Source organism: Pseudonocardia parietis (assembly GCF_017876315.1).
Classification (GTDB): Bacteria; Actinomycetota; Actinomycetes; order Mycobacteriales; family Pseudonocardiaceae; genus Pseudonocardia; species Pseudonocardia parietis.
On sequence record NZ_JAGINU010000001.1, the window covers coordinates 1,191,073 to 1,203,526 of the forward strand.

Genomic DNA, 12,454 nt, shown 5'->3' on the forward strand with positions numbered 1-12,454 from the left:
GAACGGTCCCTGCGGCCGATGTGGCGGACCGGGCCCGGCGGGCAGCGTGGACGCCATGGTGCTCACGATCCTCGCCGTCGTCCCCGTCCTGGCCCTGCTGCTGGTCATGGCCGCGCAGCCGCTGCTCGAGCAGTGGGACGCCCGCGCGTCCGAGCGCGACCGTGCCGTCGGTGCCGCCCGGTCCGGTGGCACCGACGGCCACGAGGTGCCGGTGTCGGCCGCGCCGACCGCGTTCCCGGAGTCGCTCGGCGACGCCGCCGCGGCCCTGCGCGTCCCGCCGCAGCGCCACCCGCTCTCCGGGGCGCACGCGGCCCGGTGACGGGTGCGGCTCAGCCCGAATCCAGGCTCAGCCCGAAGCCAGGCTCGGCCCGGATCCAGGCTCGGTCCGGATCCAGGCTCGGTCCGGATCGACCGGTCCCTCAGTCGACGAGCCGATTCTCCCACGCCCAGGCCGCGATCTCCACCCGGTTCCGGGCGTCCAGCTTGGACCCGATGTTCCCGATGTGGGTCTTCACTGTGGACAGTGAGACGAACAGGTCCCCGGAGATCTCCTGGTTGGTCCGGCCGCGGGCGACGGCACGCACCACCTCCAGCTCCCGCGGCGAGAGCGCCTCGCGCGCCGCCGGGCGCGGCGGCTCGGGTGCGGTGAGCCGCTCCAGCAGCCGCACCGTGACCGACGGCGACACCATCGCGTCCCCGGCGGCCGCCGCGCGCACCGCCTCGACCAGCAGCCGCGGGCCGGCGTCCTTGAGCAGGAACCCGCAGGCGCCGGAGCGCAGCGCGCCGTAGACGTACTCGTCGAGGTCGAACGTGGTCACCACGACGATCCGCGGCGGCGCCGGCCCCGCCGCCAGCGTCCGGGTGGCCTCGATGCCGTCCATCCCCGGCATCCGGATGTCCATCAACACCACGTCCGGGCGCAGCTCGCGGGAGCGCGCGACCGCCTCCTCGCCGGTGCCGGCCTCGCCGAGCACCTCGATCCCCTCCTCCGCGGACAGGATCAGCCGGAAGCCGGTCCGGACCATCTCCTGGTCGTCGGCCAGCACCACGCTGATGCTCACCGGCCCGCCACCGGGAGCTCGGCCAGCACCAGCCAGGCGCCCGGGCCGTCCGGGCCGACCCGCAGCGTCCCGCCGAGCGCACCGACCCGCTCCGCCATCCCCGCCAGCCCGAACCCGCCCCGGTCGCGGGCCAGCGGTCGCCGGTCGTGGGCGCCGCCCTCGTTGCGCACGGTCACCTCGAGGTTCCCGTCCCGCAGGTGCAGCCCGACGTGCACCGACGTCGCGTCGGGCGCGTGCCGGTGCACGTTGGTGAGCGCCTCCTGCACGACCCGGTGCACGGTGACGCCGACGCCCGGCGGCAGGTCCGCCGTCTCGAGCGCCGGGTCGCGCTCCAGCACCGCCCGGACGCCCTCCGGATCGAACCGGGCGACCAGACCATCCACGTCGGACGGTCCGTGCTGGACGGCGCGACCGCCTCCGGTGCCCTCGCCACCCTCACCACCACCACCGCGCAGCACCCCGACCATCCGGCGCATCCCGGCCAGCGCCTCGGCACCGGCCCGCTCGATCGACTCCAGCGCCGGACCGGCCTCCTCGGGCCGGGTCCGGGCCACGGTGACGGCGGCCTGCGCGGCCACCACGATGCCGGTCACGTGGTGCGCCACGACGTCGTGCAGCTCCCGGGCGAGCTCCAGCCGCTCGGTCGAGCGGGCTTCGGCCAGCCGGGCCTCGCGCCGCACCCGGATCTCGCGCAGCACCGCCGCGACGGCGACGGTGCTCGCCCAGCCCAGCCCCGCGAGCGCGATCGCGGTGTTCCGGTCCACGTCGGAGAGCCGCAACGCCGGCATCGCGACGATCGGCACGAACGCCGCCGCGGCGGCGGCCACCGCGAGCCCGCCGAAGGCACCGCGGACGGTCGCCACGGTGACCACCGCCAGCGCGAACAGCTCGGTCAGCGACACCTCGGGCGCGCCGAGCAGGACCGACGCGACCGACAGTGCCGCGGACAGCGGGACCGCGACGATCATCGCGTGTCCGGCCGGGACCCGGTACCGGGTGAGCACGACCGCGGCGACCAGCGCGCCCGCGACCGGCCCGGTGAACCAGGGGTCGCGGCCGTCCGACAGTCCCGGTCCGGCCAGCACGTCGACCAGCAGCCAGAACAGGTAGGCGAACGCCTCACAGGTGAACAGCAACGTCCGGGACCGGGCCGGGGGGCCGCTCCCCGGCGGTGCCGGTTCCCGGGACAGGACGACGGTCGGGCCGGTCATGAGATCACCGTAGGTCCCGCCCGTGCCGACCGGCCTCGGCCGGAAGTACGAGACACCCGTACGGGAAGACCGTCCCGTGGTCCGAGGCGCCGGACCACTTCGGACCGGCACCGTCAACACCATGATCGATGTCCTGGTGAACGGGGCCGCCGTCGTCGGCGGTGTCGTGCTGTTGCTGATGATGCTGACCGTCGCGGTGCTGCCGCTGCTGCAGGAGTGGGTGGAGTCCCGGTGACCGGGCGCGCTCCGGTGGCCGCGGCGACCGTCGGCGTGGTGCGCGCCTACGGCACGGGGAGCTCGGCGGTCCGCGCCCTGGACGGGGTCACCCTGTGGATCCCGGCCGGCCGGTTCACCGCCGTGATGGGCCCGTCGGGTTCCGGCAAGTCGACGCTGCTGCACTGCCTGGCCGGACTGGACCGGCCGACCTCCGGCCAGGTGGTGCTCGGCGACACCGACCTGGGCACGCTGACCGACGCCGAGCTGACCACCGTGCGCCGGGACCGGATCGGGTTCGTGTTCCAGGACGGCAACCTGCTGCCGCACCTGAGCGCGGGCGAGAACATCGACCTCGCCGCGTCGCTGGCCGGACGCCGGCCGGACCGGGTGTGGCGGGCCGAGCTCGTCGACCGGCTCGGGATCGGGAACCGGCTGCGGCACCTCCCGGCGGAGCTCTCCGGCGGGCAGCGGCAGCGGGTGGCCGTGGCCCGGGCGCTGCTCGGCCGGCCGGAGATCGTGGTCGCGGACGAGCCGACCGGGTCGCTGGACACCGCGTCCGGCGGTGAGCTGCTCGGCCTGCTCCGCGGCTGCGTCGACGACTACGGCCAGACGGTCGTCATGGTCACGCACGACCCGCGCGCCGCGTCGGTCTCCGACCAGGTACTGATGCTGCGCGACGGCGTCGCCGCGGGCCGGTTGACCGCGCCCACCCCCGACCGGGTGCTGTCGGCGATGGGCGCGCTGACCGGCGCCGGGGATCCCGCGCATCCGGACGCCGCACACTCGGACGTCACGGACACCGGGCCGGTGCTCCGGTGAACCCGGCCACCCGCGCCGCCGTCGCCGGCGCCCGGCGCAGCCCGCGCCGGCTGCTGCTCACCGGACTCGCCGTGCTGGTGGCCACGGTGTTCGCCGCCGGCGCGGTGCTGCTGACCGCGACCCTGCGCGAGGACCTCACCGACGGCGCGTCCTCGCTGCCCGACGGCGCGACGTTCGCCGTCGAGGCCGGCGGCAGCCACGGCGGCTCCACCGCCGCCGCTGCCGCCACCACCGCCGTCGTGGACCGGCTGGGCGCCGTGCCCGGGGTGAGTGCGGTGTCGGCGTCCCGCTCGGGGCCCGTGCCGGTCGTGGCGGGCGGTGCGAGCGGCAGCTGGATGCTGACCACCGACCCGATGACCGGACCGCTGCACGACCTGGCGCCGGTGACGGCGGGCAGTCTCCCGGCGGATCCGGGCGAGGCGCTGCTCGGGGCGGGCACCGCGGAGCGGACCGGACTCGGCCCCGGGGACACCGTCGGCATCGGCGATCGCACGCTGACCGTCGCCGGGGTGGTACCGGCCCGGTCCGAGTACGGCGACCTGCTGGTCGTGCCCGACGGTGACCCGGCCGCCGCCGGGTTGTACGGCACCCGGATCGCCGTCGCCGGCAGCCCGGATCCGGCCGCGCTCACGGCGACCCCGGGTGTCACGCAGGTCCGGACCGCCGACGAGCAGCGGGCCGCGGATCTCGCGTCGGCGTCGGCGTCGGCGAACGCGCTGCTGGCGGGCTTGTCGGTGTTCGTCGCGCTGGCCCTGGTCGCGGCCGCCGTGGTGGTCGCCTCGACGTTCCGGATCGTGCTGGCGCGCCGCGCCCGCGAGCTGGCGCTGCTGCGCTGCGTCGGCGCGAGCCGCGGGCAGGTGACGCGCTCGGTGCTCGCCGAGGCGGCGCTCACCGGTCTCGTCGCCGGCCTCGCCGGCGCCCTCGTCGCCGTCGCCGGCGGGTGGGCCGCGCTCGCTGCGGCGGGCGCCGCCGGTGCGGACGTCCCGGCACTCTCGGTGCCGTGGGGGCGGCTCGCGGGGTGCGTGCTGCTCGCCGTCGTCGTGACCGTGCTGGCCGCGCTCGCCCCGGCGCGCGCCGCCGGGCGGACCCCGCCGGTGGTGGCGCTGGGCGCCGCGGACGCGACCGGCGCGCGTGCACCGCGGGCCTGGGTGCGGCTGCCGCTCGCGGGGGCCGCACTCGTCCTGGCCGTGGTCACCGCGGCGGCCGGGATCGACGCGGGCGAGCCGCTGCTGGGGACGGCGGCGGCCGCGCTGTCCGGGATGCTCGTGTTCGCCGCGCTCGTGGTCACCGGCCCGTTCGTGGTGTCCGGGGCCGCGGCGCTGGTCGCCCCGGCCGTCGCGCGCCGGGCGCCGGGACGGATCGCGGTGGCGAACGCGCGGCGGATGTCGCGGCGGACCGCGGCCATGACGACGGTGCTGTCGCTCGGGGTGGGGCTGACGGCGGCACTGCTGGTGGGCGTGGCCGGGGCATCGGCCGACGCCCGCGCGTCGATCGAGCGGAACTACCCCGCCGACATCGTGGTGTTCCCCGGCCCCGGCGAGCAGGACGTCCCGGCCCTGGCGGCCCGGCTCGACGCCGCCCCGGAGCTGACCGCGCGGGCGGAGCGCGGCACCGTGCTCGTCGATCCGGTCCCGGGCGCCGACCCGGTCGCGGTGCGTACCGTCGTGGTGCGCGAGGCGGGCGACGCGTCGGTCACGTTCACCGCGGAACTGCGGGAGCAGACCGAGTCCGCGGTCGGCACCGTCCGGGGGATCGGCCTGGGGCTGGTCGGGGTGACCCTGTTCGTCGCCGTCGTGGGGGTCGGGGTGACGCTGGCGCTGTCGGTGAGCGAGCGCACCCGCGAGATCGCCCTGCTGCGCACGGTGGGGCTGTCCCGGGCCGGCGCGCGGCGTGCGGTGGCGGCCGAGGCGGCGCTGGCCGGTGCGGTCGCGGCCGTGCTCGGTGTGGTCCTGGGTGGGGTCTACGGCGTGCTCGCGCTGCAGGCGACCGGCATCGGGTCGGTGACCGGGCTGCCGGTGGGGCAGCTCGCGGGGGTCGCCGCGGGTGTCGTCGCCGTGGCGGTGGTCTCCTCGGTGGGACCGATGCGGCGGGCCGGGCGGATCGAGCTTGCGCACGGCGTCGTCGCCTGAGCCGCCTCCTCGCGCGCCCGCACGAGGGGTCGGGCGCGCGAGGAGGGAACAGGTCAGTCCTTCGGCTCCAGGAGGAAGACCGGGATGAGCCGGGAGGTCTTCTCCTGGTAGTCGGCGTAGGGCGGGAAGGCGGCGACCGAGCGCTCCCACCACTCCCGACGCTCGTCGCCGGCGATCTCGCGCGCGACGTAGGTCCCGGTCCGCGTGCCGTCCTGCACGGTGACCTCGGGATTCGCCTTGACGTTGTGGTACCAGGCCGGGTGGTCCGGGGTGCCGCCCTTGGAGGCGATCATCGCGTAGGAGCCGTCGTGCTCGACCCGCATCACCGGCACGTAGCGCTGCTTGCCGGACTTCGCGCCGGTCGTGGTGACCAGGACGATCGGGCGATCCAGCACCGTCACGCCCTCGGTCGTCCCGGCCTCGAGGATCTTCTCGGTCTGCTCGCGTACCCAGTCGGTCGGGCTCAGCTCGGCGTTCGTCGTCATGTCGGTGCTCAACTCCAGATCTCCGGTGGTCATTCCGCTCGAGTATCCGGTTCGGGTTACGGTCGGCGGACACGCAGGACGCGGGAGCTCGCGGGGCGAGCGGGCTGAGAGGGCGGCTGGGACCTCCCGGGACATCCGGGGGCCGGCGCCGCCGACCGCGGAACCGGCCGGGTAATGCCGGCCAGGGAGGACACGCCCCCATGCCCGAACCCACCGTCGGCACCACTCCGCCGCGGGTCATGACCATTGCCGGAACCGACTCGGGCGGCGGTGCCGGGATCGCCGCCGACCTGCGTACCTTCGCCGCCTGCGGGGTGCACGGGTGCCTCGCCGTCTGTGCGGTGACCGTGCAGAACTCGGTCGGTGTCACCGGCGTCCACACGATCCCGGTCGACACGATCGCCGGCCAGATCGGGACCGTCGCGTCCGACATCGGACTGCAGGCCGCGAAGACGGGGATGCTCGCGAACGCCGGGATCATCGAGGCGGTCGCGGCGGCGTTCGACGCGCACGGCATCGGTGCGGACCACGCGACGCCGCTCGTCGTCGACCCGGTCGCGGCGTCCATGCACGGCGACCCGCTGCTCGCGGCCGAGGCCCTCGACGCCTACCGGCACACCCTGTTCCCCCGGGCGACCGTCGCCACCCCGAACCTGGACGAGATCCGGCTGCTGGTCGAGCACGACGTCCACGACCGGGAGGGTCAGTACGCGGCGGCGAAGGCGCTGCACGCGCTGGGGCCGCGCGCCGTGCTGGTCAAGGGCGGGCACCTCGCCGAGGACTCCGACGGCTGCCTGGACCTGCTCTACGACGGCGAGACCTTCGTCGAGCTGCCCGGACCGCGCTTCGACACCGGCCACACCCACGGCGGCGGGGACTCGCTCGCCGCGGCGATCGCGTCCGGCCTGGCCCGCGGGATGCCGGTGGAGGAGGCCGTCCGGTTCGGCAAACGCTACATCGTCGAGGCGGTCCGGCACTCCTACCCGCTGGGTGCCGGGCACGGCCCGGTCTCACCCCTCTGGGCGCTCCGGGCGTGGTGGGACGAGCCGGTATCCGAGTAAGGGTCCCCTGACCTGCGGTTCGGTGCGGGTTGCGGGCCTCGCAGCTGTCGGGGCCCGCGTATACGCTCGCGCTCGATGAGCATCTTGGGTACCCGCGTCGTCCGCACCGAGGATCCGGTCTTCCTCACGCGCGGCGCGACCTACACCGACGACCTGACCGACGAGCGGCTGACCGGGGCGTTGCATCTGACGCTCGTCCGCTCTCCACTGGCCCACGCCGAGATCACCTCCGTCGACGCGTCGGCGGCACTGGAGTCGCCCGGCGTCGTCGCGGTGGTCACCGGTGCCGACCTCGACATCGCGCCGGCGCTGCTGTTCCCCGGCGCGAACAGGGCGATGACCCGCCGGTTCCTGGCCACCGACCGGGTCCGCTTCGTCGGCGAGCCGGTGGCCGCGGTCCTGACCGACGAGTTCTACCAGGGTGAGGACGCCGCCGAGCTGGTCGACGTCGAGTACGAGCCGCTGCCCGTGGTGATCGACCCGCTGGTCGCCGCGCGCGACGAGACCCTGCTGTTCCCCGAGGCCGGCACCAACACCGCCGCCGTCTACGGGTACGAGGAGGAGCAGGACCCGGACTGGTTCGCCGGCTGCGAGGTCGTCGTCACCCAGGACCTGGTGAACCAGCGCCTCGCCGCGGCGCCGCTGGAGACCCGCGCCGCGAGCGCGTTCTGGGAGGGCGACCGGGTCACGATCTACCTGTCCAACCAGAACGCCCAGGGCGGCCGCGACGAGATCGCCGGCTGGCTGGGGATGGACAAGGAGAAGGTCCGGGTGATCCTGCCGGACGTCGGTGGCGGCTTCGGCGCCAAGATCGGCTCGGACCCGGAGTTCGCGCTGGTCGCCTGGCTGGCGCGGCAGCAGGGCCGTCCGGTCCGCTGGAACGAGTCCCGCTCGGAGAACATGACCGGGATGGTGCAGGGCCGGGCCCAGCGCCAGACCGTCACGATCGGCGGCACCCGCGAGGGCCGGGTCACCCACTACCGGCTCGACGTCGTGCAGGATCTGGGCGCCTACCCGCGCCTGGGCACGTTCCTGCCGATGTTCACCCGGATGATGGCGCCGGGCACCTACGACATCGAGAACGTCGAGTCCCGGGCGCGCACCGTCGTCACCAACACCACCTCGGTCGCCGCCTACCGCGGCGCAGGCCGCCCCGAGGCGACCGCCGCGATCGAGCGCGCGATGGACCTGTTCGCCGCCGAGATCGGGAAGGACCCGGCCGAGGTGCGCAAGCTCAACGTCGTCGCCCCGGAGAAGTTCCCGTTCCAGACCAAGGGCGGCGTCGAGTACGACTCCGGTGAGTTCGCCAAGGCGATCGACAAGGCACTGGCCGAGTCCGGCTACGAGGGCCTGCGCGCCGAGCAGAAGGCACGCCGCGAGCGCGGCGACGCCCGCCAGCTCGGCATCGGCGTCTCGTCCTACGTGGAGATCACCGGCGGCGGCGCGTACGCCGAGGACGCCTCGGTCGAGGTGCACGCCGACGGCTCGGTGACCGTGCTGACCGGTACCTCGCCGCACGGGCAGGGCCACGCCACGGCGTGGGCGATGCTCGCCTCCGAGCAGCTCGGCGTGCCGATGGAGAAGATCACCGTCAAGCACGGCGACACCGATCTCGTGCCGCGCGGGGGCGGGACGATGGGTTCACGGAGCCTGCAGACCGGTGGTATCGCGGTGCACCAGGCCTCGGGCGAGCTGATCGACCTGGCCAAGCAGCGCGCCGCGGACCTGCTCGAGGCGTCGGTCGACGACCTGGAGCTCGACCCGGCGAACGCCGCGATCACGGTCAAGGGCGTCCCCGGCGCGAAGTCGGTGACCCTCGCCGAGCTGGCCGCGACCGAGCAGCTCAAGGTCGACACCACCTGGGACGGCGAGAAGCCGACCTTCCCGTTCGGCTCGCACGTGTGCGTCGTCGAGGTCGACACCGAGTCCGGCAAGGTCACCGTCGAGCGGATCGTCGCGGTCGACGACGCGGGCCCGATCCTGAACCCGCTGCTCTGCGACGGGCAGCGGCACGGCGGCATCGCCCAGGGCATCGCGCAGGCGCTGCTGGAGGAGGTGCTGTACGACGAGGAGGGCCAGCCGCTCACCGGCACCTTCGCCGACTACGGCATCCCGTCGGCGGCCGAGCTCCCGAGCTTCGACCTGATCGAGATGACCACCCCGTCCCCGGTGAACCCGATGGGCTACAAGGGCATCGGCGAGGCCGGGACGATCGGCTCCACCCCCGCCACCCAGAGCGCGGTCATCGACGCCCTGTCCCACCTGGGTGTCAAGCACATCGACATGCCCCTGACCCCGCTGCGGGTCTGGGAGGCCATCCACTCCGCTTCGGAGGGAAGCAAGTGAAGGTAGAGATCACCGTCAACGGCGAGGCGACCACCGCCGACGTCGAGCCCCGCCAGCTGCTCGCGCACTACGTGCGCGACACCGTGGGGCTGAAGGCCACCAACATCGGCTGCGACACCACGTCCTGCGGCGCGTGCACCGTGCTGCTCGACGGCGAGGCCGTGAAGTCCTGCACCGTGCTGTCGGTGCAGGCCGACCAGCAGTCGGTCACCACGATGGAGGGCCTCGACGGGGCGGCCGACGGCCGCCCGGAGCACCCCGTCACCGCCGCGTTCCACGCCGAGCACGGCCTGCAGTGCGGGTTCTGCACCCCGGGCATGGTCATGTCGGCGGTGTCGCTGATCAGCCACGACGACGACCTGGACGAGCGGAAGGTCCGCGAGGGCCTGGAGGGCAACCTCTGCCGCTGCACCGGCTACCACAACATCGTGCGTGCGGTGCTCGTCGCGGCGGGCAAGGACCCGGACGCCGAGCAGAAGGCCGAGTCCGAGTCCGACGCGCTGCGCACCGCGCCCGCCTTCTCCCGTGGGGAGGCCGGAGCATGATCCCCCTCGCGTTCGACTACGCCCGCCCGGACACCCTGGACGCAGCCATCGCGCTGCTCGCCGAGAAGGGCGAGGACGCCAGCGTCCTGGCCGGCGGGCACTCGCTGATCCCGGTCATGAAGGTCCGCCTCGGCGCGCCCGAGTTCGTGATCGACATCGGCCGGCTGCCGGAGCTGGACTACATCCGGATCGACGGCGACGAGGTCGCCATCGGCGCCGGCACCAAGCACCGCGATCTCGTGAGCTCCGACGTGCTCGCGGCCGAGGTCCCGCTGCTGCCCGCCGTCGCCCGCACGGTCGGCGACCCGCAGATCCGGGCCCGCGGCACGCTCGGTGGCACCCTCGCGCACGCCGACCCGGCCGCGGACCTGCCCGCCGCGGTGCTCGCGCTGGACGGCACGATCGTCCTGCAGGGGCCGCGCGGTCGCCGGAACGTCCCGATCGGCGAGTTCTTCACCGGGGTGTTCACCACCGTCCGGGAGCCGGACGAGCTGGTCGTCGAGATCCGCATCCCGCGCTGCGGCGACCAGGGCTGGGCCTACGAGAAGTTCACCCGGCGCTCCAACGACTGGGCGATCGTCGCGGTCGCGGTGTCCGGCGACCGGATCGGCCTGGTCAACATGGGGTCCACCTCGCTGCGGGCGAGCGCCACCGAGCAGGCGCTCAGGGACGGGCGCTCGATCGCCGAGGCGGCCGCCCTGGCCGCCGAGGGCACCGAGCCGCCGTCCGACTCGCAGGGCACCCCGGCCTACCGCACCCACCTGGTGCAGGTCATCACCCGCCGCGCCCTCGAGACGGCCCGCGGCGACCGCTGACCCCGAGTGGCCGCTGACCCGGGGGCCGGGCTCACACGAGCCCGGCCTCCTGGGCGGCGATCGCGGCCTGGGTGCGTGAGCGCAGGCCGAGCTTCGCGAGTACCCGCGAGACGTGCGTCTTCGTCGTCGCCTCGGAGATCACCAGCTCGCTCGACAGGTCCGCGTTGGACAGCCCGCGGCCCAGCCCGGCGAGCACGTCGCGCTCCCGCGCGGTGAGCTGGTCCAGCCCGGGCACCGACGACGGCCGGGGCGCCCCGGCGTAGCGGGAGATCACCCGGCGGGTCACCTCGGGGGCGAGCACGCCCTCGCCCCGGGCGACCGCACGCACCCCGTCCTGCAGCCGCGTCGCGTCGACCGACTTCAGCAGGAACCCGCCGGCGCCCGCCGCGAGCGCACCGTCGACCAGCTCGTCCAGGTCGAACGTCGTCAGCACCAGGACCTGCGCCGATCCCTCGGCGAGGATCCGGCGGGTCGCCTCGATGCCGTCGATCCCGGGCATCCGGATGTCCATCAGCACGACGTCCGGGCGGTGCTCGGTGGCCGCACGCACGGCGGCGAGCCCGTCCCGGGCCTCGGCGACCACCTCGATGTCCGGAACCGAGCCGAGGATGAGCACCAGCCCGGTCCGTACCGCCTCCTGGTCGTCGGCGACCACCACCCGCACACGTTCCACACCGCACATCCCAGCACGTGGCCACGGCACCCGCGTCCCTCGAAGGATGCAGGCGCCGCGGGGTCAGCTCGCGGCCGGAACCGGGGTCGCCGGGTCGCCGTCGAACGCGGCGACGATCCGGGGCACGGCCTCGTCGAGCGCCTTCGGCAGGCTCAGCACCGAACCGAACGACAGCGTCCCGTTCAGCGTGCTCAGCTCCGGCATCAGGACGGCGCGGCCCTCGCGGGTGGCTCGCAGGTTCTGCACGACCGGGTCGGTGGCGAAGCGCTGCTGAGCCTGCGCGCCGTACAGCCCGACCAGCAGCACGTCGGCGTCCAGCAGGTCGAGACGTTCGCGGCTGATCACCTGGGGGGCACGCTCCGGGCCGGTGAAGATCGCCTCGGTGGCCGGCGGGAGCACGAAGCCCAGGTCGATCAGGAAGCGCGGGGCGGGGCCCTCGGCGTAGGCGTAGTAGGAGCCGTCCTCCAGCACGGTGGCCAGCAGCGCGGTCCGCCCGGCGAACTCGGGGTGCTCGGCCCGGGTGGCGGCGAACCGGTCCTCGATCTCGCGGGTCAGCTGCGCGGCGCGCTCCGGCCGGCCGAGCGCGACCCCGGTCATCTCCATGATCTTCTGCCAGGGCGCGCCGTAGTCGGCGAACTCGGCAGGCTGCGCGACGGTCGGGGCGATCCGGGACAGCTGGTCGTAGTCGGCCTGGGTAATGCCGCCGCTGGGCCCCAGCACGACGTCCGGCGCCAGCCGCGCGATCTGCTCGAAGTCGAGCTCCGCCACCGGCAGCACCTCGGGGACCGTGCCGCCGGCCTGCTCCCGGGCCCACGGCCACAGGGCGCCGGGCTGGTTCCCGAACCACTCCCGGACACCGACCGGCACGGTGCCGAGCGCGATCGCGTAGTCCTGGTCGGTGAGACCGATGGTGACGACCCGGGCGGGGGTACCGGAGATCTCGGTGCTGCCGAACTTGTGGGCGATCGTGCGGGCGTCCGGGTTCGAAGCGGTGCCGCCGCCGTCCTCGCCCGCGCAACCCGCCAGCAGGGCGGCGAGCCCGAGGCCTCCGGCGGCGCGCAACAGGGTGCGCCGATCGACGGTCAGCGACACG

The 12,454-nt window shown here is 74.8% G+C and carries 12 protein-coding genes; 7 read left to right on the plus strand and 5 right to left on the minus strand.

What is annotated here, in order from left to right; translation table 11 throughout:
• The first annotated feature begins 55 nt into the window (after positions 1-55).
• Positions 56-319, plus strand: a complete 264-nt coding sequence (locus JOF36_RS05770) for a hypothetical protein (protein ID WP_210025380.1) — start codon at positions 56-58, stop codon at positions 317-319.
• A gap of 100 nt (positions 320-419) precedes the next feature.
• Here the strand turns inward: JOF36_RS05770 and JOF36_RS05775 are convergent, their stop codons facing one another.
• Together JOF36_RS05775 and JOF36_RS05780 are read right to left on the minus strand one after the other, a co-directional pair.
• The gene (locus JOF36_RS05775; protein ID WP_210025381.1) at positions 420-1,061 is read right to left on the minus strand and encodes a response regulator; all 642 of its coding nucleotides are present in this window, start codon (positions 1,059-1,061) and stop codon (positions 420-422) included.
• Entirely contained in the window at positions 1,058-2,272 is a 1,215-nt protein-coding gene (locus JOF36_RS05780) for a sensor histidine kinase (RefSeq protein WP_210025382.1), read from the minus strand. Before JOF36_RS05780 ends, JOF36_RS05775 begins: the two co-directional genes overlap by 4 nt.
• 231 nt (positions 2,273-2,503) lie before the next feature.
• On the opposite strand from JOF36_RS05780, the gene JOF36_RS05785 reads away from it, so the two are divergent.
• Entirely contained in the window at positions 2,504-3,307 is an 804-nt protein-coding gene (locus JOF36_RS05785; RefSeq protein ID WP_210025383.1) for an ABC transporter ATP-binding protein, read from the plus strand.
• On the plus strand, positions 3,304-5,436 hold the full coding sequence (locus tag JOF36_RS05790; protein WP_210025384.1) for an ABC transporter permease: 2,133 nt from the start codon (positions 3,304-3,306) through the stop codon (positions 5,434-5,436). Before JOF36_RS05785 ends, JOF36_RS05790 begins: the two co-directional genes overlap by 4 nt.
• Before the next feature lie 53 nt (positions 5,437-5,489).
• Here the strand turns inward: JOF36_RS05790 and JOF36_RS05795 are convergent, their stop codons facing one another.
• Entirely contained in the window at positions 5,490-5,954 is a 465-nt protein-coding gene (locus JOF36_RS05795; RefSeq protein WP_281071096.1) for a nitroreductase family deazaflavin-dependent oxidoreductase, read from the minus strand.
• Positions 5,955-6,121: 167 nt separating this feature from the next.
• On the opposite strand from JOF36_RS05795, the gene thiD reads away from it, so the two are divergent.
• The 4 genes from thiD (at position 6,122) to JOF36_RS05815 (ending at position 10,688) form a co-directional block, all read left to right on the plus strand.
• Positions 6,122-6,982 (plus strand): bifunctional hydroxymethylpyrimidine kinase/phosphomethylpyrimidine kinase, encoded by an 861-nt coding sequence (thiD, locus tag JOF36_RS05800; RefSeq protein WP_210025385.1) that lies wholly within the window; start codon positions 6,122-6,124, stop codon positions 6,980-6,982.
• Between the two features lie 75 nt (positions 6,983-7,057).
• Positions 7,058-9,328 carry a xanthine dehydrogenase family protein molybdopterin-binding subunit gene (locus JOF36_RS05805; RefSeq protein ID WP_210025386.1) on the plus strand — a complete coding sequence of 757 codons (2,271 nt, stop codon included), beginning with the start codon at positions 7,058-7,060 and terminating at the stop codon, positions 9,326-9,328.
• Positions 9,325-9,873: a (2Fe-2S)-binding protein gene (locus tag JOF36_RS05810; protein WP_210025387.1), complete on the plus strand. Its 549-nt coding sequence runs from the start codon at positions 9,325-9,327 to the stop codon at positions 9,871-9,873. Before JOF36_RS05805 ends, JOF36_RS05810 begins: the two co-directional genes overlap by 4 nt.
• Positions 9,870-10,688, plus strand: a complete 819-nt coding sequence (locus tag JOF36_RS05815; RefSeq protein ID WP_210025388.1) for an FAD binding domain-containing protein — start codon at positions 9,870-9,872, stop codon at positions 10,686-10,688. The genes JOF36_RS05810 and JOF36_RS05815 overlap by 4 nt, the downstream gene beginning before the upstream one ends.
• A gap of 31 nt (positions 10,689-10,719) precedes the next feature.
• On the opposite strand, the gene JOF36_RS05820 is transcribed toward JOF36_RS05815, so the two are convergent.
• Positions 10,720-11,361 carry a response regulator gene (locus tag JOF36_RS05820; RefSeq protein WP_307862230.1) on the minus strand — a complete coding sequence of 214 codons (642 nt, stop codon included), beginning with the start codon at positions 11,359-11,361 and terminating at the stop codon, positions 10,720-10,722.
• A gap of 63 nt (positions 11,362-11,424) precedes the next feature.
• Complete coding sequence (locus JOF36_RS05825) at positions 11,425-12,453, minus strand: ABC transporter substrate-binding protein (protein ID WP_210025390.1); 1,029 nt, start codon at positions 12,451-12,453, stop codon at positions 11,425-11,427.
• Between the last annotated feature and the right edge of the window lies 1 nt (position 12,454).

Excerpts from the sequence above, each read along its gene's own strand:
- JOF36_RS05770 (WP_210025380.1), top strand. The coding sequence starts at position 56 with ATGGTGCTCACGATCCTCGCCGTCGTCCCCGTCCTGGCCCTGCTGCTG.
- JOF36_RS05780 (WP_210025382.1), bottom strand. The coding sequence starts at position 2,272 with ATGACCGGCCCGACCGTCGTCCTGTCCCGGGAACCGGCACCGCCGGGG.
- JOF36_RS05795 (WP_281071096.1), bottom strand. The coding sequence starts at position 5,954 with ATGACCACCGGAGATCTGGAGTTGAGCACCGACATGACGACGAACGCC.
- thiD (WP_210025385.1), top strand. The coding sequence starts at position 6,122 with ATGCCCGAACCCACCGTCGGCACCACTCCGCCGCGGGTCATGACCATT.
- JOF36_RS05805 (WP_210025386.1), top strand. The coding sequence starts at position 7,058 with ATGAGCATCTTGGGTACCCGCGTCGTCCGCACCGAGGATCCGGTCTTC.
- JOF36_RS05815 (WP_210025388.1), top strand. The coding sequence starts at position 9,870 with ATGATCCCCCTCGCGTTCGACTACGCCCGCCCGGACACCCTGGACGCA.